This window comes from Blastopirellula marina, assembly GCF_002967715.1.
In the GTDB taxonomy this organism is placed as follows: domain Bacteria; phylum Planctomycetota; class Planctomycetia; order Pirellulales; family Pirellulaceae; genus Bremerella; species Bremerella marina_B.
Genome location: NZ_PUIA01000016.1, coordinates 866,548 through 891,179, shown reverse-complemented (window position 1 = coordinate 891,179; position 24,632 = coordinate 866,548). Strand labels below are relative to the sequence as shown.

At 55.4% G+C, this 24,632-nt stretch carries 25 protein-coding genes and 1 pseudogene; 9 read left to right on the top strand and 17 right to left on the bottom strand.

The window, feature by feature from the left end:
• Window positions 1–170 precede the first annotated feature (170 nt).
• On the bottom strand, window positions 171–449 hold the full coding sequence (locus C5Y96_RS05535; protein WP_105350693.1) for a ferredoxin family protein: 279 nt from the start codon (window positions 447–449) through the stop codon (window positions 171–173).
• Window positions 450–727: 278 nt separating this feature from the next.
• On the opposite strand from C5Y96_RS05535, the gene C5Y96_RS05530 reads away from it, so the two are divergent.
• The gene (locus C5Y96_RS05530) at window positions 728–1,105 is read left to right on the top strand and encodes a hypothetical protein (protein ID WP_105350691.1); all 378 of its coding nucleotides are present in this window, start codon (window positions 728–730) and stop codon (window positions 1,103–1,105) included.
• Between the two features lie 166 nt (window positions 1,106–1,271).
• Here C5Y96_RS05530 and C5Y96_RS05525 read toward each other — a convergent pair whose 3' ends face one another.
• From C5Y96_RS05525 to C5Y96_RS05515, 3 genes are all read right to left on the bottom strand, one after another.
• On the bottom strand, window positions 1,272–2,435 hold the full coding sequence (locus C5Y96_RS05525; RefSeq protein ID WP_105350689.1) for a hypothetical protein: 1,164 nt from the start codon (window positions 2,433–2,435) through the stop codon (window positions 1,272–1,274).
• Window positions 2,436–2,458: 23 nt separating this feature from the next.
• Complete coding sequence (locus tag C5Y96_RS05520) at window positions 2,459–2,959, bottom strand: hypothetical protein (protein ID WP_146115526.1); 501 nt, start codon at window positions 2,957–2,959, stop codon at window positions 2,459–2,461.
• 134 nt (window positions 2,960–3,093) lie between these two features.
• Window positions 3,094–3,336: a hypothetical protein gene (locus C5Y96_RS05515; protein ID WP_105350684.1), complete on the bottom strand. Its 243-nt coding sequence runs from the start codon at window positions 3,334–3,336 to the stop codon at window positions 3,094–3,096.
• 500 nt (window positions 3,337–3,836) lie between these two features.
• Between C5Y96_RS05515 and C5Y96_RS05510 the strand changes: the two genes are divergently transcribed.
• A complete protein-coding gene (locus C5Y96_RS05510; RefSeq protein WP_105350682.1) occupies window positions 3,837–5,348 on the top strand; it encodes a 2-isopropylmalate synthase in 1,512 nt (503 codons plus the stop codon).
• A 95-nt stretch (window positions 5,349–5,443) separates the two neighbouring features.
• On the opposite strand, the gene C5Y96_RS05505 is transcribed toward C5Y96_RS05510, so the two are convergent.
• From C5Y96_RS05505 to C5Y96_RS05470, 8 genes and pseudogenes are all read right to left on the bottom strand, one after another.
• Complete coding sequence (locus C5Y96_RS05505; RefSeq protein ID WP_105350680.1) at window positions 5,444–6,238, bottom strand: hypothetical protein; 795 nt, start codon at window positions 6,236–6,238, stop codon at window positions 5,444–5,446.
• Window positions 6,216–6,554, bottom strand: coding sequence for a hypothetical protein (locus C5Y96_RS05500; protein ID WP_146115525.1), 339 nt, complete (start codon window positions 6,552–6,554; stop codon window positions 6,216–6,218). Before C5Y96_RS05500 ends, C5Y96_RS05505 begins: the two co-directional genes overlap by 23 nt.
• A gap of 142 nt (window positions 6,555–6,696) precedes the next feature.
• Window positions 6,697–7,650 carry a PolC-type DNA polymerase III gene (locus C5Y96_RS05495; protein WP_158261104.1) on the bottom strand — a complete coding sequence of 318 codons (954 nt, stop codon included), beginning with the start codon at window positions 7,648–7,650 and terminating at the stop codon, window positions 6,697–6,699.
• A 166-nt stretch (window positions 7,651–7,816) separates the two neighbouring features.
• Window positions 7,817–8,254 carry a hypothetical protein gene (locus C5Y96_RS05490; protein WP_105350677.1) on the bottom strand — a complete coding sequence of 146 codons (438 nt, stop codon included), beginning with the start codon at window positions 8,252–8,254 and terminating at the stop codon, window positions 7,817–7,819.
• A 173-nt stretch (window positions 8,255–8,427) separates the two neighbouring features.
• Window positions 8,428–9,014: pseudogene (locus C5Y96_RS05485) on the bottom strand (transposase).
• Between the two features lie 488 nt (window positions 9,015–9,502).
• Window positions 9,503–10,309 carry a class I SAM-dependent methyltransferase gene (locus C5Y96_RS05480; RefSeq protein ID WP_233198792.1) on the bottom strand — a complete coding sequence of 269 codons (807 nt, stop codon included), beginning with the start codon at window positions 10,307–10,309 and terminating at the stop codon, window positions 9,503–9,505.
• A gap of 285 nt (window positions 10,310–10,594) precedes the next feature.
• Window positions 10,595–11,947, bottom strand: coding sequence for a glucoamylase family protein (locus C5Y96_RS05475; protein ID WP_233198791.1), 1,353 nt, complete (start codon window positions 11,945–11,947; stop codon window positions 10,595–10,597).
• Window positions 11,948–12,268: 321 nt separating this feature from the next.
• A complete protein-coding gene (locus tag C5Y96_RS05470; protein WP_105350673.1) occupies window positions 12,269–12,817 on the bottom strand; it encodes an imm11 family protein in 549 nt (182 codons plus the stop codon).
• Window positions 12,818–13,003: 186 nt separating this feature from the next.
• On the opposite strand from C5Y96_RS05470, the gene C5Y96_RS05465 reads away from it, so the two are divergent.
• Together C5Y96_RS05465 and C5Y96_RS05460 are read left to right on the top strand one after the other, a co-directional pair.
• Window positions 13,004–13,441, top strand: a complete 438-nt coding sequence (locus C5Y96_RS05465) for a hypothetical protein (protein ID WP_105350671.1) — start codon at window positions 13,004–13,006, stop codon at window positions 13,439–13,441.
• A gap of 7 nt (window positions 13,442–13,448) precedes the next feature.
• Entirely contained in the window at window positions 13,449–14,387 is a 939-nt protein-coding gene (locus C5Y96_RS05460) for a hypothetical protein (RefSeq protein WP_105350669.1), read from the top strand.
• Here C5Y96_RS05460 and C5Y96_RS05455 read toward each other — a convergent pair.
• Window positions 14,361–15,308, bottom strand: a complete 948-nt coding sequence (locus C5Y96_RS05455; RefSeq protein ID WP_105350667.1) for a PIG-L deacetylase family protein — start codon at window positions 15,306–15,308, stop codon at window positions 14,361–14,363. The genes C5Y96_RS05460 and C5Y96_RS05455 overlap by 27 nt on opposite strands.
• 280 nt (window positions 15,309–15,588) lie before the next feature.
• Here C5Y96_RS05455 and C5Y96_RS05450 point away from each other — a divergent pair, with 280 nt between their 5' ends.
• The 3 genes from C5Y96_RS05450 to C5Y96_RS05440 all read left to right on the top strand — a co-directional run bounded on the left by C5Y96_RS05450 (window position 15,589) and on the right by C5Y96_RS05440 (window position 18,486).
• A complete protein-coding gene (locus tag C5Y96_RS05450) occupies window positions 15,589–16,050 on the top strand; it encodes a cupin domain-containing protein (protein ID WP_105350665.1) in 462 nt (153 codons plus the stop codon).
• Between the two features lie 231 nt (window positions 16,051–16,281).
• Entirely contained in the window at window positions 16,282–16,737 is a 456-nt protein-coding gene (locus C5Y96_RS05445) for a hypothetical protein (protein ID WP_146115524.1), read from the top strand.
• Window positions 16,738–16,995: 258 nt separating this feature from the next.
• Window positions 16,996–18,486, top strand: coding sequence for a DcaP family trimeric outer membrane transporter (locus C5Y96_RS05440; RefSeq protein WP_105350661.1), 1,491 nt, complete (start codon window positions 16,996–16,998; stop codon window positions 18,484–18,486).
• Here C5Y96_RS05440 and C5Y96_RS05435 read toward each other — a convergent pair.
• The 3 genes from C5Y96_RS05435 to C5Y96_RS05425 form a co-directional block, all read right to left on the bottom strand.
• Window positions 18,467–19,393: a lactate/malate dehydrogenase family protein gene (locus C5Y96_RS05435; RefSeq protein ID WP_105350659.1), complete on the bottom strand. Its 927-nt coding sequence runs from the start codon at window positions 19,391–19,393 to the stop codon at window positions 18,467–18,469. The two genes, C5Y96_RS05440 and C5Y96_RS05435, sit on opposite strands and share 20 nt — an antisense overlap.
• A gap of 9 nt (window positions 19,394–19,402) precedes the next feature.
• Window positions 19,403–20,857, bottom strand: a complete 1,455-nt coding sequence (locus C5Y96_RS05430; protein WP_105350657.1) for a sulfatase — start codon at window positions 20,855–20,857, stop codon at window positions 19,403–19,405.
• A 119-nt stretch (window positions 20,858–20,976) separates the two neighbouring features.
• A complete protein-coding gene (locus C5Y96_RS05425; protein ID WP_105350655.1) occupies window positions 20,977–21,471 on the bottom strand; it encodes a DUF420 domain-containing protein in 495 nt (164 codons plus the stop codon).
• 265 nt (window positions 21,472–21,736) lie between these two features.
• Here C5Y96_RS05425 and C5Y96_RS05420 point away from each other — a divergent pair, with 265 nt between their 5' ends.
• Window positions 21,737–22,486 (top strand): hypothetical protein, encoded by a 750-nt coding sequence (locus C5Y96_RS05420; RefSeq protein ID WP_105350653.1) that lies wholly within the window; start codon window positions 21,737–21,739, stop codon window positions 22,484–22,486.
• Between the two features lie 17 nt (window positions 22,487–22,503).
• Entirely contained in the window at window positions 22,504–23,724 is a 1,221-nt protein-coding gene (gene lpxB, locus C5Y96_RS05415; protein WP_158261103.1) for a lipid-A-disaccharide synthase, read from the top strand.
• A 185-nt stretch (window positions 23,725–23,909) separates the two neighbouring features.
• Here the strand turns inward: lpxB and C5Y96_RS05410 are convergent, their stop codons facing one another.
• Entirely contained in the window at window positions 23,910–24,617 is a 708-nt protein-coding gene (locus C5Y96_RS05410) for a metal-dependent hydrolase (RefSeq protein ID WP_105350651.1), read from the bottom strand.
• Between the last annotated feature and the right edge of the window lie 15 nt (window positions 24,618–24,632).

Genomic DNA, 24,632 nt, shown 5'->3' with positions numbered 1-24,632 from the left:
GAAAATAAGAATGAAATCGACTTGACTTCCTTGCAGGAAGTAGCTTTTGCAGATTGGGGCAAGGTCGATCGATCGCGTCCTCTTATTGGCATCAGCGCATGAAAAAAGCCACAACGTTTCGGTTGTGGCTTTTTTTATTTTCACGATCAAGCAAGTGGCCCGGCTGGCGACTATTGGTCGGCCAGTGGCTCCTTCTTTTCGGTGATCACTTCGCACTGAGGTGCCATCTCGGCGTTCAATTCAATGAAGCCGTTCCATTCTTCTGGCACGTTGTCTTCGTGGAAGATGGCTTCGACAGGACACTCAGGCACACACGCTTCGCAGTCGATGCATTCTTCTGGGTGGATGTAGAGGATCTTGTCCCCTTCGTAGAAACATTCGACGGGGCACACAACAACGCAATCCGTGTACTTGCAGTTAAAGCACGGTTCGCAGACTACGTGAGTCATCCTAGGTATCTCCTGACCACTAAAGCGGTGTTGAAAACAAGGTTCTCGTAAGTGGGGCAACCACAGTTGATCTTGCCCCCAAACGCACGTCGCGTCTATGAAAGATATTCATCGGCGACTTTCTCTTCGTTTTTTATGCCTGTCTCAATAAGGTGTCAAGGCAACCATGCCTCATTTGGCACTATATCCCAAGTGAAAACCTGTATTGAGCTTAAGTCTCAAGTTATTTACTTTCCTTCAGTCTCAATTCACGTCCTTTTTAGGCCCCGAGTGTATCCATGAAAGCCAGTTCCGCCGATCTTCAACTGCTGGACGACCTTTTCGCATCCCCCAGTACGAATTGGCGGCGTTTTATCGATCGGTATGCCAGCACCGTCATTCAGGTGGTACAGCATGCCCGGCATAGCCAGAAATGGACCCTCACCCAGAAAGATGCCGACGCCGTCGTGGTCGCCACGCTCGAGCGATTGGCCGAGAACGACCTTGAAATTCTGCGCCGCTACGATCGCAGCGGCAGCTTCAACACCTTTCTGACGGTCGCCTCGCGGCGGATTGTCATCCAGGAACTTCAAGACCGAGGTGCCGAGCAGCGGATTCAAACGGCCCTGAAGGATGATTCGGCCCGCCGGCTACAGATCCCAGGCTCGGCAGGGTAGCGGGCTGGCGAGACCATCTTAAGGCCTGAAAGGCCGGCCCTTGGGATGTTATGCGACGCGGCGGTTGAACGTTGCAGTGCTCTCGCTGGCGATGCGATGCAATCATCGCTCTGGAATCCCTCACCCTAGCCCTCTTCCTGCGAGCGAGAGGGGACCGGAATAGTCTCTAGTGCAAGCCGCGGATCGGTGGGGACTGGTAATCTTGCTGGGCGGCGGTTTCGTAGACGGGGCGTACCGCGTTGACGGCATTACCTGGCATGTTGCTTCCCAGGGGGAACCCGCTTCCAGATGGGTACGGCTGTGGGTTCGTTGGCGCGTAGCCGGCTGGGGCCTGCGATGGCGGAGCGTAGTTGCCGGCCGGCAATGGCTGCCCTGAGGGGAGCATCTGTCCGTTGACTGGGTACGGCTGACTGACTGGTGCCATGGGTGCCCCCGGCAGTGGTTGGCCGCTGGAGTAAACCGGAGCCCCCGGTAGTGGCTGGCCGGCGTTGCCTACCAGGTTGATCTCCGGCACATCAGGCCGGCGCGGACGCGTGAACGTGCCGGTTCCTTCGGTCAGTTGATTGATACGGTAACCGATCACCGAGATCGAGAAGTCCATGCCCGACTTCGGCAGGCGAATGTCGACCATATACGGCAACGATACCTGGTAGCTCGGGTCGTAGCGGAAATTGGACGCCAGCGCCGAAGCGATCGGCTGCCCTGCCCCGTCGTACATGTGCTGTTCGAGCACGTAGCCATACTGCTTGTCGATGACGGTGACTTTGGTGATCTGTCCGGCCGAGGAGTTCATCGTCGTGCGGATTTCGTAGTTGCCCGTTGCGGTCGGGAATGGCCCCTGGTGGAAGTCGCTGGGGTCGAAGTGTGCCAAACCCATGGCTTGGGCAACCCAGCCAGGTTCGACCGGCAGCATCGTCTTGGCCATCGTGCGGTTGAATTCGTCGTGGCGGGCATACATCAGTCCCGGCGAGTTGAACCCGCGGCCCCACACCCAGAACTCTTCCGCGTTGCTCCCCAGGTCCAACAGTTGACCGGTGAGGGCCGTTTCGCCAATCATGCGAAACTTCGTCGGGGGCATCATGTAGATCTGTGCCCTGATCGAGGGAAAGCCTGCCAGGCCCAATGTCGCTCCGGTCGATTCAAGCGACTGCACGCGCTGCGTGTTCAGGTTGACCTGGGCCATCAACTGTTCCATCGTCGGCGGAGCATTGAAGACAACCGGTGCCTGATACATCGGGTCGACCGGCTGCGTGAACTGCGGGCACCCGGCACCGCAAGCGAAACCAACCAGCAAGATCGCAACGATCCCCTGCAGCTTGAATTGTGTCACTGGCGCATCCTTGCGTTGGTGGTTTACTGTTCGGTTGGTTCGTCGCCGGTTTGCAGCAGCGACGTTAGTTCGTTTTGAATCTCGGCAATGCGCTGGGCGGTTGGTTCGACGACAGGAATCTTGTAGTTCCCTTCGCGTTTGAGTCCTACCAGTACCAGGCGTTCGATGCCGTCGTCCCCTTTTTCCGTTTCATCCATCCGCACGATCTTGCGGCGGACCATCAATAGCGCCACGACGTAAGCGGCGTCTTGCTGCTTAGGATCTTGGAGCAGGCGTTCAAAGTGATCGAGCATGATGTCGTGCGGAGCCCAGCTGACCTTGGTCGACTGCGGATCGGCAATGGTCGCCTTCCACCAACAAATCGCATTCTCAGGCGGGCCTTCCCAGGCCTCTTTGCTGAAGTCTTGCCGGGCGACCTCGGCTCCGTCGGGAACGAGGACCGAGAAGTACTCGTCACCGGGGCGCAGCTCGCGCTCGGTCTGGTGGCACTTCTTCGTGCAGCGTTGAATGTCGAAGTCGATCATGGCAGCCATCTTCCAAAAAGTGGGGGCGGCAGATCGTACGGAAATTGATGCGTCGACTCAAGATGGACGCGGCGCGGGGTGCTATCACTTCACGATAGCACCTGGGAGAGGCACTTTCTAATTCGCTACCGGGCCTAATAAGCCGTAAAGAAGCGATTGCTGCTGCCCCCGTGGCCGATGCGAATGCGGATCTGCTTGGCACACTTGGGGCAGTTGCCGACGTAGTGCGTGCGGTCTTTGTTCTGATAGATCCGCGAGTAGATACTGCAGCAATCGAACTTCACCCCAAGAAACGGGCGAGGCTTACGCTCGGCCTCGGTATCTTGCCGGGGCGGACCGTATTCTGGTTCGTTGGTGATGTCCAAACGCTCGGTCATGGACTGGTGCCCTTCCCTTCACCGCCTAAGGTGGTTAGAAGTCTGACTGCTTGAAATATCGGTCGGATGCCCCGCCAATTTTGCCCAAATTGCCGTTAAGGTCCGAGGAAATCGCGGTTTACGAAAAAACGCCCGGTTGACCGAACCTGCAAGCGGAAGTAGAGTCATTCATAGCAAATCCACTCAATCGCGAGCAAGATTTAACCATGAATCAAAACCTCCTGCTGCTGCAACTGCTGCTGATCACCCCCGGGTGTTAGGGAAGGTTTCACGTTCGCACAAAACGAGATCACCAAAAGCCCTAAGGCCCAACACCTTAGGGCTTTTTTTGTTGACGTAAGTTCCCCTGATAAAATCATGGCGATCCCCCATCACAACCAGTTCGACGGAGTGGCCAGTGTGTCGATCCTCCTCCTAGCCGGGCCGGCTTGCGGCCGGCTGTGAGATATTTGGCTACCCACACACCACAAAATCACTTCTGAACGACTTACGAAACAATTATGAGTACCCCGACTGTAAAAATCTTCGATACGACGCTCCGCGACGGCGAGCAATCGCCTGGGGCCAGCATGAACCGCGCCGAGAAGATGGAGATCGCCCAAGCCCTGGTCGACTTGGGCGTCGATATCATCGAAGCCGGTTTCCCGATCGCTTCGCCTGGCGACTTTGAATCGGTCCGCGAGATCGCCATGAACATTAAAGGCGCATCGATCTGCGGCCTGGCTCGCTGCAACCCAAAGGACATCGAACGCGCCTGGGAAGCCTTAAAGCATTCCGAGTTGCCGCGAATTCACGTCTTTCTCGCCACTAGTGCGATCCATCGCGAGTTCAAGTTGCGGATGACGCCAGACGAGATCATCAGCCGCGGTGTCGACGGCGTGAAGCTGGCCGCCAGCTTCTGCGACGACGTCGAGTTCTCGCCGGAAGATGCTTCCCGCACCGAGCCGGACTTCCTGTGCCGCGTGGTGGAAGCCGCGATCAACGCCGGGGCGACCACCGTCAACATTCCCGACACCGTCGGCTACGCGACCCCCAACCACATGTACAAGGTCATCAGCGACCTGAAGAACCGTGTGCCCAACATCGACAAGGCGGTCATCAGCGTCCACTGCCACGACGACCTCGGCATGGCGGTCGCCAACAGCCTGGCCGGCGTTGAAGCAGGTGCCGGGCAGATCGAGTGCACGATCAACGGCATCGGCGAACGTGCCGGGAACGCATCGCTGGAAGAAGTGGTGATGGCCCTTCGCACGCGGCACGACTATTACAACATCGGCACCAACATCAACACCAAACGCCTGGTGCCGACCAGCCGCCTGCTTTCCAACATCACCGGACTTCAGGTGCAGCGAAACAAAGCGATCGTCGGCCGCAACGCGTTTGCGCACGAGTCGGGCATCCACCAGGACGGCATGCTGAAAGAGCCGACCACTTACGAAATCATGCGGCCGGAAGACGTCGGGCTCGAAAAGACCGACCTGGTTCTCGGCAAGCACAGCGGCCGGGCAGCATTGTCCGATCGCGCGAAGGCCTTGGGGTATCATCTTTCCGCCGAGCAGCTGCAAGAGGTGTTCGACGAGTTCAAGAAGCTGGCCGACAAGAAGAAGGACATCTACGACGGCGACATCGCTTCCCTCTGCGATCAGCAGATCCGCGGTGAAGTTCGCCAAGGCTGGACCCTCGAAAGCCTGGACGTCACCCACGGCACCGGCAAGCCGCCGCACGTGAAGATGACCCTGCGTCGCGGCAACGAAACCGAGACCGCCGAAATCTCGGAAGGAGACGGCCCCATCGACGCCGCCTTCTGGGCCATCGAACGCATCACCAGCGTGCCGATCACCTGCAAAGATTTTCAAGTGCACAGCGCGACCTTAGGCCGAGACGCCCTAGGGGAAGTGACCGTCGAAATCGAGTCCGGCAAGCAAACCGCCCGCGGCCGTGGGAGCTCGACCGATACAGTGGAAGCAACCGTTCATGCGATTTTAGATGCGGTGAACCGGATTAGCAGCTAGGTGACTGGCCGCGACAATTTAAAAAACGAAAGAGCCCCAGGCGATGTTGCCTGGGGCTTTTTTTTATCTCAGTTCACTTAGAAAGCCTATCAGCATTAAAACGGAAGCGTCTCAAGGTCGATTTGATTTGCTTTAATACGATTTTCAGACTTTCGCTTTCTATTTGCAGGCATTCGGCCAGGCAGATTAACAGATTTAGCTAATGCCTCCGTACGAGAATAGATTTGAATGTCATATCCTCGCGCGTCCAAACTCTCATTTATGCCCTGGGCAGTTCTGAATAAAAATCCACTGACGTAGAGGAAGGGAGGCATAGCTCTGGACACCACCTTCTTCTTGCGACGAAGGCGACCAGGCTGCATTTCGTGAACCAAGCCAACGAAATTTGCTACTAATTCAGCAAACGCAGACATATGCTTCGCTTCACCAAAGGTGACGAGATGCCGGTTCTCGACGAAGTCTTCACTCGAATAACTGCATAAGTCGACCGGCTTGATAACCGCAACGTCCAGGCACACATTTGCCGGATATTGAAGCTTGCTAGTATGGTAACGCGTTGCTACTCGTAATTGATGACGGATGTGGACTTCTTCCTCGCCCTTTGTACACACTACATACGAATAGTTACCTGGTCGCCCCTTTGTGCTGAACTTAAGCCTTACACCTAACGACTTCTTCTTATCCAATTTCGATGAATTCTGCCTTGGATGCCTAAACTCTATTTTCCAATCTCTTTCACGATACCATGCAGTGACAGCTGCAAAGACAAATGCTTCAAAAGTTTGATTGACCGTCCTTCCAAACGTTTCCAAATCACCGCGATTGTCATCAAAAAATTCCGATAGGCTCTCTCGAATCTTTTCTTGATCAATCCATGCCTCTTTCGCCACGACGCAAGACTCCCCAAAGATGAATCGTCAATTCGGTAATGCCGCGATCAGATCCAACCGCTTCAAATCCACGTAGTGATCGGATTGCGTTACTCAATCTTTCTGCAAGATTCGCCCCACGCATAACATTTTCATTCTCGCCTGAGAAGTAAGTAGCCCCTACTACGAACCCTTCTACACCAAGCTCTTCGAACCCCGCTGTTGCTGATTTCGCAGCAGCGGTACCTTCTCTGAAAAAGAACTCTAAACTATGCACAAAGACAGCTAACTGGATCAGACCAAGTTGCTCCGCAGTGATGCGATTACGACGTTGCATCGTCGATTCTCTTTCATCTATGACCGCCTTGACAAATCCACTTAACGAATTGAACCGATTTCGCATCGAGTATGGCAGCTTGTTGATCACATCTCGGTAAGTAGTCATAACAGAACCAACTATTAACGCAAAACCGATTTCTCTACTCCCCAGGTGCCCACCCCAATTTCGACAGACATTGATGCAGCTTTCTTAGTTTCAACGTTTCTCGATCATCCAACCACTGATCGTCGATAAACTGAGCGATAACTCCGGAGAATGCCTTCGCGTGCAACATGCGAATCTGCTCTTTCTTAAGTCCGGCTTCTTTTCGCACCGAAATCGCCTGAACAAACTCTTCCTCAGAGACTTCCAAATCAGCCAAGATCGATTTCAGTGTATCCCAGTAGGCAGAGAGTGCTTGGCGTGTTGGGTCGACTTCGATGCTGTAGCCAGCTCGTGAAAGAGCGCCGTTGAAACGACGAAGCCCAAATTTTTCAGGGCTCGGAAATGGAGTGTATTGAAAGCTATCGTTGAACTTATACTTTTTCAGCCGGGCTAAATCACCGAACGTGTTGATGCCACGCTTTTCGATTTCATTGCGATAAACGGCAAACAATTGCCCTGCAGCCAATGCGTCATCCGCGGCTTTATGGGTCGCAGAATACTCAATCAGATGCTCGCGGCACGCGACGTCTAATTTGCAGCGTGCCCCTAGACCGAGCATCGTGCGGAGATACATCAGGCAGAGATGTGGTGGAACGTGGGCAACGCCAGCATTGGTGAGTTCAAAGTTAAGAAACTTGATATCGAAGTAAACGTTATACGCAGCAATAACGCAGTCCTTGGTGGCGGCAAGTAATTCTCCAGCGACATCATCAAAGAAGGGTGCATTCTCGACGTCTTCATCCGTGATACCATGAATTTCCGTCGCCCCCATCGCTCGACCAGGGTTGATCAGCGTGTCATAGACGACAACCGGATCTTTACCGGGGTCAACTCGTACTACTGACATTTCCACTACTCGATCGAAGCCAGGCACTAGCCCCGTCGTTTCGAAATCGATGATAGCAAGTGGTGTATCCGCGATACGATGAGAAGATATACCGATACTCATAGAGCGCCCCCGCAGATGAGTCATGCATGATGAAATGATTCCGTGTTGACAAATAGAATGCCTAGCATTTCTTGTCTAGTCAAATATTCTCCACACTACCATTCATCATTTTCGCAAAAACACTAACATCGGCCGAGTCTCGCCCCAGCCTACCTTACGGCCCCAATTACCGAAACGCATCCCGCATCTCAGGCTTCGACAGCACCACTAGGGCCCAGATGCCGAACGGAATTCCCAGGAAGCAGCAGGGGCCTAGGCAGGGGATCACGCTGATCATCGCGGCGGTTCTGGCGGCGGTGTAGTTGGTGAGCTGTTTCATCTGCATCGCGCCGTAGAAGATATAGGCCGAGGCCAGGATTAGGGCGATGCCCCAGATGATGCGGACGGTGATGCTTTGGTATTTGGAGACGGGGCCGTCATTCATTTCTTCCAACTGTTCGACCGCGCCGGACAATAGCAGGAAGGCATCGCCCATCAGACCGAGGATGCCGACCACCACGGCCAGGGCCGAGATCACCATCAAGGCAATCGCCGGCGCAGTGACCGCGGATTGAGCTGCCGAGGATTGCGGCGAGTTACTGGGGCTTTCGTAGGGATTCGACATGGGTCAGCTCACTTGTTCGTCGTGGTGAAGGTTTTCTCAGTTGCGAAAACAATGTCCATCGTAACGTGTTCCTTTTCACTTCGCACGATTACGAATTGGGTCGCCGCACATTCACACTTGAGCAATGCCTGGCCCAGAGGAAACAAAGAGTCCTGACAGGCTCTGTAGAAAACTCAAGCCCACCAGAGAATCATAACATTGTGAGTCAGCACCATCAGGTGTAATTCTCTGTGTCGGCTTCCTTCTGATTTGCCTCGGACGAAGTTGCCTTGCCTACGTTTGATCATGCTCATCACGGTTTCGACTTGGCTTCGTTGGCGGTAGGTGTCTGCATCGAAGCGGAGTTGCATCAGTCTGCGATATCGGCCGCTGGCTGGCTTGTCGGTTGGTCGGCCGTGCTTGGCTTGGCTGGGATGATCGTTCGCAGGCGTAACTTCTCGCGTGCGAACTGGTGATTCGGTTCGCTGTCGTAGCCTGCATCGGCCAGAATGCGATGCAGGCGAACGCGTTTCGCGGCCTGACCGATGAGCCCCTGAAACTCGTCCACATCAGGCCGCGGCCCTTTGCCAACTCGATACGCAAGAATGAAGTGCGTGCGGATATCGCTCACCAGGCTGAGCTTGGGATACCGTTGATAAACAACTGTTTTCCACGGGCTATCCTTCGTGTTTCGGCGTCGCTCGAAGTAGGCACTCGCACAAGTTGCTTCGCGCCCGGTCGAATCGATCGCCGCATCGGGCACGCGTTTGCGACGCCCCATTTGCATCGCCACGGTCTCGTCCAACAGCGACTGAACGGCTTCACAGGCAAGCAATCGCTGAGCCGCTTTTTGCAGTGTCGTATAGTGGGGAATATAGTCCAGCTCAATCGCTTCAGTCAGCGACGGACAGTCGAGAAGTTGCTCGACCACGCCACGATAATCAAGCCGTAAAAAATTCTTCAACACCAGGCAGGCAAACAGTTGATGCTACGTGAACTTCTTCGGACTGTTCACATGTCGATGCGCTGGCAGAGCCTGCTTAGCAACCGCCCAGGCCGTGACCAAAACATCTAACGGAGATTTACTCGTAACGCTCATTGAGAGCTGCTACGTTAGAAACTCCGCTAGCGGGTCAAACTATTTCTGGTGTTTTCTACAGAGCCGTCCTGACACTTTTTCTTCTTCAACAAGGCAAAGTGTCTTAAAGAAGGTCTAGAGATTCACTCGGGGACCATCGCCGTATTTAGTCACCTTACGACTATGTATCACTACGTGCGAACAAATACGTAATTTATGTACTCACCATCTTGAACCTGATCCTGGACCTTAAATCCGGTCCGCTCTGCCAGGACATGTGGAGATTTTCCAAGCAGAAACAAAGTGTGAAAACGAGTGAACGCATAGCTCCACTCATAACACGGTGATGAGTGTGCCATGACTCCATCGGGCTTGAGGATGGAATGGAAATACCGGAACTGTTCAATTGGCTCACGAAAATGCTCAATAACGTTGTTTGAAAATATCCCGTTAAATTGAGTGGAGATTAGACTTTGGTCATTAACAATAAAATCACCAGAAGTCTGTGCGCTTGGTTCGAACCCCCAAATGTCATAGCCTTCGGATCTGAGCGTTGAGACGGTCTTGCTCCAAAGACCACCGCATCCCCAGTCTAAATACAATCCTTCACTTGTGGGATTCAGCGACCGGAAAGTCTTGATTTCATTGCTCGTAGAGTCACCTTCGGCGTACCTGGAATAGAGCACTCGATAGTCGAGATCGACAAACGCTTCTTCCAAGTCAAGGTATTTCTGGGCACCAAAAACGCATTCACATTTTGGACATTCGTACCTCTCGAGTTCACCGCCTCCGAATTGGCAGGTGTCTAACCGTTTCTTCCAGGCTCCCCATTCTTGAGTAAAGTCACAGATGATGCACCTAATCATCCTGCCCGGTAAGCTCAGTCGGTAAATGCGGTCAAGGTTCGACCAATAGGCCCTGCTGAAGTAACTTTCAGTCAACTCGACTTGTTTCTCTAGGTTGGCCAACCTTGCGGAAAACTCGTTCTGACCCGTCATTATCTGTACCACAACTTTTCGAAGTGTACTTCCGCTATTTCAACCAAGCGGTGGTTATTTGGCGTTTTGAGTGGACTGTCTTGATCGTTGAAAAAATCAACTGAACCAAAGTAGACGTCCGCACTTTCCGTTAGCTACCACTCAAAATAACGACAATGACAATATAGTATTGTTGCTCTGTTGAACACCCATCTCAGTCTACCTTTTCAGGCAACGCTTCAGCACATGGGCCAGGGCCGGATGCCATGCCGTCGTCTTCGTCGGCATCGCACCCAAGTATAGACGCTACGGGCTACTGGTGAGAACCGTCGTCCCGGTCGGCGTAAACCCAGCCAGTTTCAAACCGCGCTGGGCAGCCGGGTGCTGCATGAAGAGGTTCCACAGGCCGCCGGTCAGCATGTTCTCGGCCATCACCAAACTGATGCCGGTGTCGATACCGATCACATCCGAATTGACCCAGCCACTAGCCGGATTGTAGGCGTTGACGAAGCCGTAGTGGCCGTAGATCTTTTCGCCAAAGCGTGCCTTCTGGAACTCGAGCGTGTGCAGGGCTTCGCGCGGCATCACGGCCAGTGCGCCGGCTGCGGCACTGGGGACGATCGTGCCGTCGATTTCTCGATCGGGCTCGATGCGGTCGTTCTTGTAGGGGCCGCCCCAATCGCGGTAACCGTACTGGCTGTCGCTGCTGGTGATGCCCCACAGGTCGGTGCCGTAGTGCCCCATGCGTTGAGGATACTTCTCGCCCAGTTTCGTCAGGAAGTCGACGTGGGCGTGATGGGCGATCTGCGCGTTGTTCCAGAAACTACGACCACTGGGGGCGCGGTAATGCTGGAAATCGAAGAACGCCATCGGGTACTGATGCACGAACAGCGGCGGGTAGCTGAGGAACTCCTGGCCGTTGAAGTTCAATACCGGCTCGCGTCGCCAGGCATCCCAACTCGACGGAGGGACTGCGTTGGCAGGAGCACCGATGGCCAACAGCGACAGAATCAGATGCTCGCTGAATTGATCCCACTGATGCGGCAAGATGCCGATCTCGGGCAGGTAGCCCATGTGTAGACAACCGTTTTCTCCCAATAGCCACGACCACTCGACACGGTTGTAAAGCTCGTCGGCAAGCGATCCGATTTCGGAGTCGTTCTGGAACGCGACCGAAGCGGTCATCGCTCCGGCCAGCATCAAGGCCGTATCGACCGACGATGCTTCGCTGCGCAGCATCCGCTCGCCGGTTTTGATATCGAAGAAGTGGTAGAGGAATCCCCTTTCGTGCGCGGCGATCTCTTTAAGCGAACGCAGCATGGTCCGCACGCGGTTCTGGATCTCTTCGCGAGGTGCCCACTCGTACTGCGCAGCGATCGCGTGCGAGGCCAGTCCGAAACCGCAAGCCGCACTACTGGCATGCCGGCTGTAATCGCTTCCGTCGGCCGCCGCACGGTCGGCAACCAACTGCGTCTTGGGATCGACCGCTTCAAGAAAGTACCGGTAACAGCGCCGCTGCATATCGCGGACGAAAGCTTCTCCCCGCAGATCGTAACCAGGCGAATCGGCGATAGGTTCGGAGTATGCCCTGCGCGGCAGGGCTCCACTGATCACCCAAGGAAGCGAGAGGCCGGCCGCGAGGAAAGTACGACGCTTCACGTGCGAACTCCTCGTTATGGGAAGGATAGGTTAAGGAAGGCTAGAGCTCGAAGTTGCCCGACGGAACTCACCGCCGAGCTTAGTTCCGCCCCGACGAGCAGTGCTATCACCTCGGCAAGCAGTGAATAATATACAAGAATGGTCGGCTTTTAAAGGGTGAGAACACTCTACAAAACGCCAATTAAGGTGCGACTTACCGCAATGCACCCATTCAGAGGGGATCGCCGAAGGTGATTGCGTAGATTTTAACGGTTTTTCCTTGGCAATTTCCGGCATAGCCCCGGTAAGCCTGACCGGTGCCCATCGGCATCGAGGGCTGAGTTACTCCGACCAGCGGATCTTTTCAAAGAAGAAGCCGGTGAATCCTGCGGCCTGAACGATGTCTTTCACTTGCTGAGATGCGAATGACTCGAGCTTGTACGTTTCCGGGATTCGGAACAGGTTGCTTCCCTGAATCGCTTCGTCGTGAAACTTGTATTGTTTCACGTACCCGATCCTGGTTTGCTCTTCGTCCGCATAGGCAAATTTACATTGGGTGTGATCCAAGCAATCGATTTCGCGCGTGACATGAAACAGCAGGTAAGGCCCCCGGCTGGTCTCGGCCTGGAAGGTTTCGCCGGCAGCATGCCAAAGGGGCTGAAGTGCTTCGTAGACTTGCGGCTTCAACAAGTACATGCCGGGACTCACACTGGCGAAGTCTGGGGGACCTAGCTTCAGCATTTTTTTCGGCAGGCCATTTTGCCCGACGATTGCAGGCGGCTTCCATTTGGCCCCCAACGGTTCGGATGAGATGGTCGCCATATAGTTGGACTTATCTTCCCAGAAGAATCCTCCGTACGTGTCGACGTCGTCTTCGAGTTTGTACAACATTCGGCCCCCTTTAGCGCTTGCCAGAGTTTCCTCTCTCCGGCTGCCTGGTTTCCCTTAGTTTTGGGTGAGAAAAGCTGGCATCGGCCAGCGTGTGCTCGTTAAAATGCCGGCACGAAAATATCCCCTGACGTGCCCAGGTATCCTGCTTACGAGCGAGGATATCACCCTGAGGAAACGACTGCAAACATGAAATACGACGACGCCTCGTGGCATTACGGTGCCGATAACTTCCCCAAAGATCTACCCGACGAAGCAGGCGCAACGCATATTGGCATGTATGTCGCTTGGGCGCTGTTATCAGGGTTGGGCAGTTCCCAGATTGAGGAGGACTCGCCAGAGCTTTTAGAAAAGCTGAAAGCTCGCACGATCACGCCGGGGGCATTCTTCATGGCGGCCTGCGACGGGAAGTTCACCGACGAAGAACTCAACGAGACAGGTCAGGCATTCACCGAAGACTACTTCGACATGGAAGCGGGCGAATACATCGAAGACTACGAAGAGCTTTTCGCCGAGGATGTCGACAGTATCTACGAGATCGAGGACAGTTGGGCCCACTACGACCAATTGAAACCCGTCATAGATGAACGGCTGGCCAATTGGAAAGAGTACGCCCGGGATTCATAGGCTGGCCATGAAACGAATTGCACTGGCGTGCGTCATCACTGCCTTTTGGCTGCTGAGTCTGGCAGCCCATTTAAATGCAGCGGAGCGAGATGCCCACTCGACAGCGACGTTGACGCTTCCCGCAGTGGTCGAAGGCTCGCCAACCGCTGGCATCCGCGTGCGTCAGCAAGCACAAGAGTATGTCGGCACCGACGTACACCACACGATCTATTTGCCCAAGGATTGGACCACGAATGGGGAGCGGTTGCCGATCGTTTTTGAGTACACGGGCAACTACTACCCTGCCGCGGGATCGACCGGCAGAGTCGATGACGCGGGTCTTGGTTATGGGCTTTCTGGTGGGCAGTTCATTTGGGTTGTCCTACCGATGATCGCGGCCGATGGTAAGTCGAACGAGATTACCTGGTGGGGCGATATCGACGCGACAGTTCACTACGCCAAGACCAATGTGCCCCGCATCATCGAGCAACTGCACGCCAATCCCGATGCCGTCTACCTGTGCGGCTTCTCACGCGGGGCGATCGGCGTGAACTTCCTGGGACTGCACGACGACGAAGTCGCCAAGTTGTGGACGGCGTTCATCACGCACGATCACTTCGACGGTGTTCGTGCTTGGCGCGGGACCGATTGGGGAAGCCCGCTGGAAACTTATCGCGAGCAAGCCAGTCGGCGGCTCCGGCGAGTCGCTGGCCGCCCATACCTGGTTTGCGAGAGTGGCAACATGCAACCCACACGAACGTTCGTCGAGTCGGTGCTGGGTGACCAGCACACATTCACGTTTCTACCGGTTGATACGCATGCTATCTTCGGAGAATTCCCTAACGACTACGCCAAGCATCCTCATAACGATCGCTGGCTGATGGTGCCCAGCGAGTCTCGCTCGAATGCCTGGCGTTGGATGAACGCGTCGGCTGGTCGTTTACTTCTCAGGGAAGAACGGGAATAGCTCGCGCAGTTCTTCTGGGGTTGGCTGGCGGCCGTATTCGCAAACTTCAAACGTCTCGGCGAACTGAATCTTGTTGCCGAGTTCTTCTCCGTACCACTGCTGCAGCAGACCGCGATACTGCTTGGCTTCGCCCCCTTGGCGATTCACCCAGCGATCGTGCAGGTACTTGCGGCGCAGTTCCGGTTGAGATGCCGGTGGAACGCTCGCGACGAACTCGGGGCTGCCCAGTGCGCCCCCTTCAAAGATTTGCGATTCCAAGGCCATCAACGCATCGACTTTCTGCTCGAACACGTCGTCCAACGAGACTGCCACGTCAGGGCGGAAGGGGTACGGTTTCTGAAAGCGATCACTTGAATAAAGAAAGACCGGGTTCGCTTTCAACGCCGGCGTATCAGGGCAAAAGTACGGTACCATCACCATGAAGGCCGCGTCCTGCACGAGCACGCCCACATTGCGGTGATCGGGATGATAGTCCCACGGGCGATGGCTGATCACGATATCGGCTTTCCAGTCGCGAATCAGACGCGTGATCTTACGGCGGTTTTCCAGCGTCGGCATGAGTTCGCCATCGTGAATGTCGAGCACTTCAGAGACGACACCTATTCGCCGGGCAACTTCTGCGGACTCAGCCGCCCGGCGCTGGGCCAGTTCTCCGCCAGACATCTGCCAGTGGCCGATATCACCGTTGGTTACCGAAACCAATTTCACAAGATGCCCTTGCTGGGCCCACTTGATCGCGCACCCGCCACTTTTGTATTCGGCATCATCCGGATGGGCACCAAAGCAAATGATGCGGAGCTTCTTGCCGGTGTCGGCCTCGGTATCGGAAGTTGTCTGAGCATGCACCAAGGCAGGGTTCAGGCCAAACAACAGCAACAGAATAGCCCCCAGGACGAGAGCGTTTCGGTGGGAGATGAGCATCGTGGTGATCGCAGGTGGAGGGATGATTGAGGGGAAGAACTTCCTTCAGCATAGTCGAGCCCAAACCCGGAAGTCGAGTCTGGAAACGACGATTACGGTAAGTTTCGTCGGTCGCATGCACCGCAAATAGATCGAGACATCTTGAGCCAAACGTGCTTTCGGGTCATACGCTGCATACCGGTAACGTTTTTTGCAGGCATGTCTTCCAAAAAATGCTACACTCGCAGCGTATCTGGCTATCGGTCTAATTCCCTCGCTCCAGCACATGAAAAGGTCTCCGATGAACTGGTTCGCACGCCCCTGGATGATTTCTCTTGGACTGGTCGTGATGGGTGGACTGAGCCTGGTTTGGGCACACGATCCGGGTGGGCCATTAAAAGTGACCGTTCTAGCCAAGTCGGTCGATGCCTGGGATGGCAAGCCGCTGCCGGCCTATCCCAAGGGGCAACCAGAGATCACTATTCTGCGGATCGTCATTCCCGCGGGATCGAAAACACCGCTGCACTTGCACACTGTGATCAACGCTGGCGTTCTGCTAAAGGGAGAACTCGACGTTCACATGGAGAACGGCCAGACGAAGAAGCTCAAGGCCGGCGACTCGCTGATTGAAGTGGTCGAGAAGCCGCACTGGGGAGAGAACAACGGCGAGAGCGATGCCGAGATCATCGTCTTTTACGCCGGCGTGCAAGGCGAGAAGGTTACCCGTGAATTGGAAGACCACGATCACCCGTCGGGGCTCTAATCTTCGATCGGTCGTACCGGCACATCTGGCAGTGCCGACAGCTCGTCGATTTTGTCAGCGGGTATCTCGTCCACGACTATTCTCAGCGTAATTATGAATAACCCATACCAGTCGCCGCAGCAGTCACGACAAGAGAGTTCGCCTTCTCCTTGGTGGTATCTTCTATTCTACCGACTTCACGGACCAATCTGGTATTTGGGGCTCGTTCTCCTGATATTCAGTTGGTTTGAAATGGTGGCACATGCAGCCGGCGGTGTCGGCATTGGCATGCTGGCATTTGCTTACGGTGGAAATTACCTGATACCACGTCTGGCCGGCAAACGGCCGGAAGAGTTTGTCATTCTCCATTCGCGTCAGGTCAAGTCGAAAGACGGAGACTACCTGCAATCGATGCGGCACTTTCTGGATGGGGCAACGTTGATGTATGACGGTGCCGCATTTCGGATGCAGCCGGTCAACGAGCTTGCCTGTGGTATTTACACCTACAACGCCGAGCTTTCCGACAGCCAAGCGGAAGAGATTGCTGAACACGCCCAGTCAGTCTTCGACTTATTGGTGCAGGAGTGCCCCGAGTTTGAATCGGCCGTGTGTGGGAAGACGTTCCGCATTTCCATTCTGTTACGCACGATCGACAACGAGGCAATCATGTGTCGCATGTTCGACGGCGAGAACCCCTTATCTTCCTAGTGCGATAGCAATACTGAAGCCCAGGCCGTCATGCTTGCCACCAAGCACACCTTCGGGGCCAAGCGGCACCCCGGGTAAGACCTTCGCCGAATATCTTTCGTAGTCCGCAAAGTCGTTAAAGTTTAACAGGCGGATGTAGCGATATCGAAATGGACGAGTTCTGAAGTCCCAGGGGGTACCATGCTATCAATGCCAGCAAGTGTCCTTAAACGGCTGGGCCTCCGAGATCCGACACGCTCCTACTGTTTGAACAGGTCCATGCTTCACCAATTCCAAACCGCGCATCCTGCCACGGCAGGCAGAAGCTGGGTCCTGTGCCTGGTTATGGGAGTGGTTTGGATATCCGCCAGTTACCTTCGCGCCGATGACTGGTTCCGTGATGCGGACGAGGCGTATCCCAGCGTTACAGCCAACTTCGGGTATCAGCTAGCCTATCCGGTTTCGGGCCATTCTCCACCGGGCGAGGTGACGTTGGCTTCGCACTTTCAGCCGGTTGTGACGTCGGCTTCCGCGAATTTACAGCCTACGGAATTGATACCTCCCCAGCCTCCGAAGTTGCTGCCAGTTTCTGCGAAGTTCTTCCAGGAAGAACCGGAGACTGTCGATCCCGTACTGCAGAACTTTACAGACCAAGCGTTCATGAGTGAGTCACGCCATCTTGATGTTGGCTTCGACTTTTACTCGGCCCCCTCCTTCGATGATGGATTGATCATCTACGGAGACAACGTTGCCATGAAGATTGGCGGGTACGTGAAAGCTGACTTCATCTACGACTTCGATCCGATCGACTCGACCGACTCTTTCGACACGACAACGATCCCGGTTGGTGCACCGCCGCGGACAAACTCGCGATTCCATGCCCGGCAAACGCGTTTGAGTTTCGACACGCGCTGGCGGGCGATGAACGATCAAACGGTGCGAATCTACGTAGAAGGGGACTTCTTCAGCCAAAACGACCAGTTTCGCTTGCGTCATGCCTATGGCGAGTCTGGCCATTTGCTGGTTGGGCGAACGTTCACCACGTTTACTGATACATCGGCAGCCCCAGCGACGCTCGACTTCGAAGGTTCGGTCTCGTCGGTCAATCGCCGCCAGGCCCAGGCCCGCTGGACCACGTTCTTCCTGCGAGAAGATATCGAGTTGGCAGTTGCGGTCGAAGACACACGTTTCATTATCGACGCTCCGATGGGAGTCATGGGGGAATCGCGATCTCCTTCTCCCGACTTCGTCGGGCACTTGCGGTGGGACAAAGAGTGGGGGCAATTCCAAGTCGCGTCACTCCACCGTATCGGAGGCTTTCAGCCTGACGGCCGAGAGATGATCAAGCGTTATGCCTGGGGCTTCAATTTCACCGGGGCCATGCTCGTACAACCCAGCACCAAAGCTTACTACCAGATTGTTTTCGGTGACGGTATCGGAAGCTATCGCGGCCTGCCAGATGCGGCCCCCCTTTCAGCAACCCAAAGCGATCTGCTGGGCATGCTCGGCTGGATGGTAGGGGTAACGCACGACTGGAATGATGAGTGGAGCTCGAACTTCACCTATGCGGAAAACACCCTGGACAATCTACCAGGACAAGTAAGCACCGATGTTCATGAAACGACCTACCTGGCCGTTAACCTGATCTGGCAGCCATCTGATCGTATTCGGATCGGTACAGAGTACCTGTACGGTATTCGCGAGAATATCAACGGCGAGATTGGTGCCGCCAATCGCTTGCAGACGTCGTTTATTTTCGATCTTCCATGATTGTGCCCATACTGCGGATGCACTGGCCAACCGCTTCCCCGCTGCGCTGAAACGCGGCTTGCTCCTCTTCCGAAAGGGGTGGCCTCAGCACGCGAGTCACCCCTCGCCGACCGATCACCGCCGGCAGGCTCAAGCAAACGTCGTTGACGCCGAAGGTCTCTTCAATCAACACGCTAACAGGCATCGTGTGACGCAGGTCGTAGACGATACTGTCCAGGATCATCATCGTCCCGAGGGCAATACCGTAGCTAGTGTGCCCTTTGAGCCGCGACACTTCGTAGCCGATCTTCACGGTCTTCTCGAATAAGCGGCGTGACATATCGCTCGGGTAGAAACGCTCGCCACCCGTTACCGATAGCGAATGCGCGGCGAACTGCGTGTCGCCATGTTCCCCCAAGATATACGCCCGGATGTCGTCGGCATGGATTTCGAGCTCGGTCGAAAGCATGGCCCGGTAGCGAACGCTATCCAGCAGCGTTCCGGTACCAAGCACGCGATGAGGCGGAAAGCCAGAGAGCTTCAGCGCCGCGTAGGTCATCGCATCGACCGGGTTGCTGACCATGATGATGATCGCCCCGGGGCTGGCCTCGGCCAGTGGAGGAATCCAGTGCTTGAGAATCGCCAGGTTATCGCTGGCCAGTTCCAAACGTTTGCGATTGGGATCGCCGTAGGGAACCGACGCGGTAAAGATGATCACATCGGAACCGGCGGAATCAGCGATATCGCCTGCCCGAATTCGCATGCTGCTGTTTTGCGTGGCCGTGGCATGCGAAAGATCGATCGCTTCCCCTTCGGCCGTGTCCCGTGTGCGGTTCAACAGCAGCAGTTCGCTGGCCATTGGATTTATGGTGGCCGCGAAGGCGATCGCTGCTCCGACACGACCAGTACCGACGATGGTGATTTTCATCGCAGCCTTTTACTTTTTGGGTTTCTTTCCCTTAGCTTTCCAATTGCCGTAAGTCGCGGTCAGCACCTTATCGACCGTGGCGCGATCATCGCGGCTGACAAACGCGGCCAGCATGGGATCTTCGGTCGCTTTCATCTGCGCGACCAGTTGCTGTTGTAGCTCTTTGATCTTATCGGCGTAGTCAGGGTTGTCGATCAAATTATTGAGACAGTTGGGGTCATTCTTCAAATCATAAAACTCTTCCGGCACACGATAGCGGAACAAGTCGACGCGGGCCTGGATGGCAGGGTCGTTCTTGGCGGCCTGGTTCATGGCCACCATCGTCATTCCTTCGTTGTTGTTGCGATAGTAATACTCACCGTCGCTGAAGGGATTGTAGATGTAGCCGTAGTTATCGCTCTGCACGCAACGCATCGGCACGGCTGCTCCCCCTGCTTTCGAGTCGATCTGCGTGAAGACATACTCGCGTCCCTCCTGCCCTTCCCCCTTGAGTAGCGGCAGGAACGAACGCCCGTCGAGCCCTTCCGGCGCGGCGACTTTCGTCACGTCGACAAACGTTGGGAAGAAGTCGACCACCGAAACAAAGTGTTGATCGTCGATCGAGCCTGGCTTGATATGCTTGGGCCACCGCACCAATAGCGGGCTGTGCGTGCTGTGGAACCAGGTGTTGCACTTGGCGAAAGGAACGGCGATGCCGTTATCGGTGATGAACAGCACCAGCGTGTTGTCGGCTTCGCCGGACTCTTCGAGGGCCTGCATCACTTTGCCGAACGTGTCGTCCAGACGACGAGTCGAGTTCATGTAGGTTGCCAGCTCGGCACGTACGCCTGGCAAGTCCGGTAGGAAACCTGGCACGTCGACATCTTTGGCCCGGTAAACCTTCGAAGGCATCGCGGCCCCTGGGGTAAGCTTATCGGGATTACAGTAAGGGCGATGCGGATCGTGCGAGTTGACCATGAAGTAGAACGGTTTGCCGGCGTCCTGACACTCTTTCAAAAAGGTCTTGGCTCGCTCGTAATAGATCTGAGGATTGCGGCCGTTGCCCAGATCTTTCTGATCGAAGCTGTAGTCCCACTTCATCGACTTCTTCGGCGTCGAGTGCCCGACCTTGCCGAGAATCCCGGCACGATAGCCGGCGGCCTGCAGTGTGTTGACGATATCCGGTACGTCTTCCCTCGCCGGCATGAAGCCCATCGCCCCCGAGCGATGGCTATACCGACCTGTGGCGATGATCGCCCGACAGGGAGCACAGATAGCGGCGTTCACATGAGCCCGGTTGAACTTCATACTCTCGGCCGCGAACTTATCGAGATTCGGCGTCAGCCCTTCCGGCTTTCCCCCGTACACACCCAGCGACTCGGCATGCAGGTCGTCGGCAGTGAACAGCAGGATGTTGGGACGATCAGCAGCGAAGAGGGTGCTGGCCAGAAGCGTGAAGAATATTGCAAAGAATGGACATCTCATGGGAAGGCTCTCAAGAAAGGAAGAATCCTATCGGTGACGAGAGCCTTATTCTAAACCGGAGAACGTCCGACAGCCAATGTTTCAAACCAGTCGGGTGTAACGTTCGCTTTGCGATCTATCTACGCCACGAACGCCGCGTAGTAGAATACCCACCCAGTGACCGCCGTCAGCAGCATGCCGATCGCGGCCAGGCGTGCCCAAAAGATATGAGTCTGGCTGTAGGGACTTGGTTCGGCTGGATTCGGAAACTTCGTGAGTCCATGCCAGATGACGTAAATCCACAGTAGCGGCGTCGGGATAGCAAACAACAAGTGGAAGTAAAGCAAGCCGTGGACGGTCGCCGAGCTGAAGCTGGAGGGTGCCGCTAGAGCTTCCCAGTCGGTAAAGAATCGCACGTCGACTTCAAACGCCGTAACGGCGACCAGCAGCACCACGCCGGTGACAATCTGAATCCACTTGTGCAGCTGATACATTCGGCGATAACGCACCAGGTAAATGCTCACCCCCAGCACCAGGATAATGCCGAACATCGCCGCGGCGACGAAGTCGATCATGATCGAGCCGCGGGTCGGGAGAAATCCGGCGTTCTGTGCAATCAGCGATATCGTGTTCATCAATTGGCCCCATAGCGAGCTATCAGAAGGAGATTCAACAAAGGTGCTCGCTCCGTTTTACTATCGTCACGTCCCGATGATATCACCGATAGAAATCTTTCCCAGATGGCTTGAAGTGGGTGATTCTTGCGGAGTTACGGCGTTTGCCGGGGGTGCTGCTAGCAGTGGGATCCTCTCTTTTGAAACTGGCCTGTCGGTGATTGGCTTGTTTTGACATACTCTCGCCCGATTATTTCCCTGGATTCGCTTCGTAGTGAGCCCTTGTATGCGCGAGTTGTCTCTGTTTATTCCCTACGCCGATTGGAACGAATCGATCCGTCAGCAGGTGGAAACGATGACGGAGATTCTGCGCGCAAGTGAACTTACTAGCGAAGTGATTCTGCTCTCTCTTGCCGCCGATAGCCAGGACACCCCGAAGGTCTTCGACCAACGGGAGGGCATTCGCCGGGTAGAGATACATCGGCCTCGGACATATTCATCGGCCCTGTTTTGCGGGACTCAGGTAGCCGAAGGAGAAATGATTGTCCACTTGCCGGCCGAGACCAGCATTCCGCGTGGCATGCTACACGGATTGTTGCAGCAGTTGATCCAGCAGGATTTAGTGCTTGTTTCGGCAAGCAAAGAACATGTGCCAGGGTTGCGAATCGTTCCCGGTTGGCTATCGCGGCGCATGGGAGGTAACACACGATGGGACGTTTCGCGGCTGGTGTGGGGAGCACGCCGTGAAGCCTTGGTCCGCTTGCCACAGATACAAGGGCTCAGCCGCGGCTTGCCCTTACTGGTTGGCATGCAAGGGTACCGAGTCGCTGTTTGTCCGTCTCATACGATCGGTGGCCAGCCGACAGATTCCTCTCCACTTCCCGATTGTTGGTCCTGGAAAGACTGGGCCGGGCACCGCTGGTTACAGCAGCGATGGACCCAAGTCGATTTCAGCGAAGCAAACGGACCTGCAGATATCCATCCGAATCTGCGTGTCGCGTTCTTCGAAGACGAATCAAGACGCAAGGCGGGCTAAAAAGGTTGACGGAACCGATGGAGATATTTTTCAGCGTCGGCGAACCGAGCGGCGACCTGCACGGTGCGAATTTAATTCGTGCCCTCAAGTCGCGCCGACCAGACATAAAATGCGTTGGTTACGGCGGGCCCAAGATGGCCGAAGCCGGTTGCCAACTTCACGAGGACCTGACGCGTTGGGCCATCATGTGGTTTCTGCGCGCCATCCTCAATCTGCACAACTTCATTGGCCTGATGCTGCGGGCCAATCGCTACTTTCGCGAACACAAGCCGGACGCAGTTGTTTTAATCGACTACCCAGGCTTCAACTGGTGGATTGCCGGCCGCGCTAAGGCGCACGGAATTCCGGTCTTCTACTATGGTACACCTCAGCTGTGGGCCTGGGCCGAGTGGCGCGTGAACAAGATGCGCCGCCTGGTCGATCACGCGCTGTGCAAGCTTCCGTTTGAAGAAGCCTGGTACCGCGAGCGAGACTGTAACGCGACCTACGTCGGACACCCTTACTTCGACGAACTGGAAAACCAGGTCCTCGATACCGACTTTGTCCGCCAGCAAAACGAGAACAGCACCCCTCTGGTCACGCTGCTGCCTGGCTCGCGTAGCCAGGAAGTCAGTTCGAATCTGCCGGTCTTTTTAGAGACGGCCAAGAAGATCAAAGCGGAAGTACCCAATGTTCGTTTCGCTATTGCGGCGTTTAACGACAAATACGCCGCAGCGGCCTTCGAACACGTTTTGGCTTCCGGCGTGGAAGCCGAGGTCCATGTGGACCTGACTCCGGAACTGATCCACAGCGCGACCTGCTGCCTGGCTTGCAGTGGCTCGGTTTCGCTGGAACTGCTGTACCATGAAAAGCCCTCGGTGGTGCACTACAAGATCAGCGCATTTGGTCATTGGGTGCAAAGCCATTTTCGCAAAGTCAAGTACATCACGCTGGTGAACCTGCTTTCGCAAAACAAATTGTTTTACGAGAACGGATATTACACGTACGACCCCGATGCCCCGGGAGCCGACGAGGTGGTCTTTCCTGAGTACCTGACCTACCGCAATCGCAGCGACGATATGGCTCGTCGCATTGCGGCCTGGCTGAAAGAGCCGAGCTCAACCCGCAAGACGGTCGAGCAGTTGCGTGCGTTGAAGCAGCGCGTCGTAGGCCAAGGAGCTTCGAGCCGAGGTGCAGAGTACATCCTGTCGCATCTGGCCCAAGAGAAGAGAGACGGACAAAGCTCGAAAGCAGCGTAAGGTCGCATCTTAAGTCCCAAAGGGACGGCAGATAATAGCCAGGGGCGCGAGCCCCTGGTACGGTGATATCAAAACAGGCAAGCCCCAACGGGGCTCGCTTCGTTTCTTGATGCTTACCCAGGGCCAACGCCCTGGGCAATTATCTTTTCGCCCCGCTGGGGCTCGGGAAACCAGAGTCCCGATGATTAGTGAATATCCAACGTCTGCCCCGGCTCTAACACGTGCGGGGTCGCGTTGGTTTCGTGGCGGACTTTGCTGGCCCAGGCAGCGGCATCCTGGGCGATCGGGGGCCACGTGTTGTAGTGCCCCGGGATGACATGCTTCGGCTGAAGAAGCTTTACCGCGCGGATCGAATCTTCAACACCCATCGTGTACAGGTCACCAATGGGAATCACCGCCGCATCCAGGACCAGGTCGCCAATCAACTTCATATCGCTGTACAAAGCCGTATCGCCAGCGAAGTAAACCTTGCGGCCTGCTACCTCGACCACAAACCCCGCCGGCATGCCGCCGTACGTTCCATCTGGCAATCCGTTGCTATGCAGGGCCAACGTCATTTGAACCGAGCCGAACGGCAGCTTGAGTGTTCCCCCCAAGTTCATGCCGGTGACTTCTTCCACGCCCTGAGCACCTAGCCAGTTGGCTACTTCATAGATTGCCACAACGTGGGCTTTGGTTCGCTTGGCGATATCGACAATGTCGTACGTTCCGTCCCCCTTCGCCCCCACGTGATCGCCATGACCGTGCGTCAGCAGGATGGTGTCGGCCTCGACGGCATCGGCTGCGATATCAGCCGCCGGATTGCCAGAGAAGAATGGGTCGACCAGGATCTTGTGGTCCGCCGTATGTAGCGACCAGGTACCGTGTCCGTGCCAAATGAGCTTGAGCGTCATGGAAGTGATTCTCCC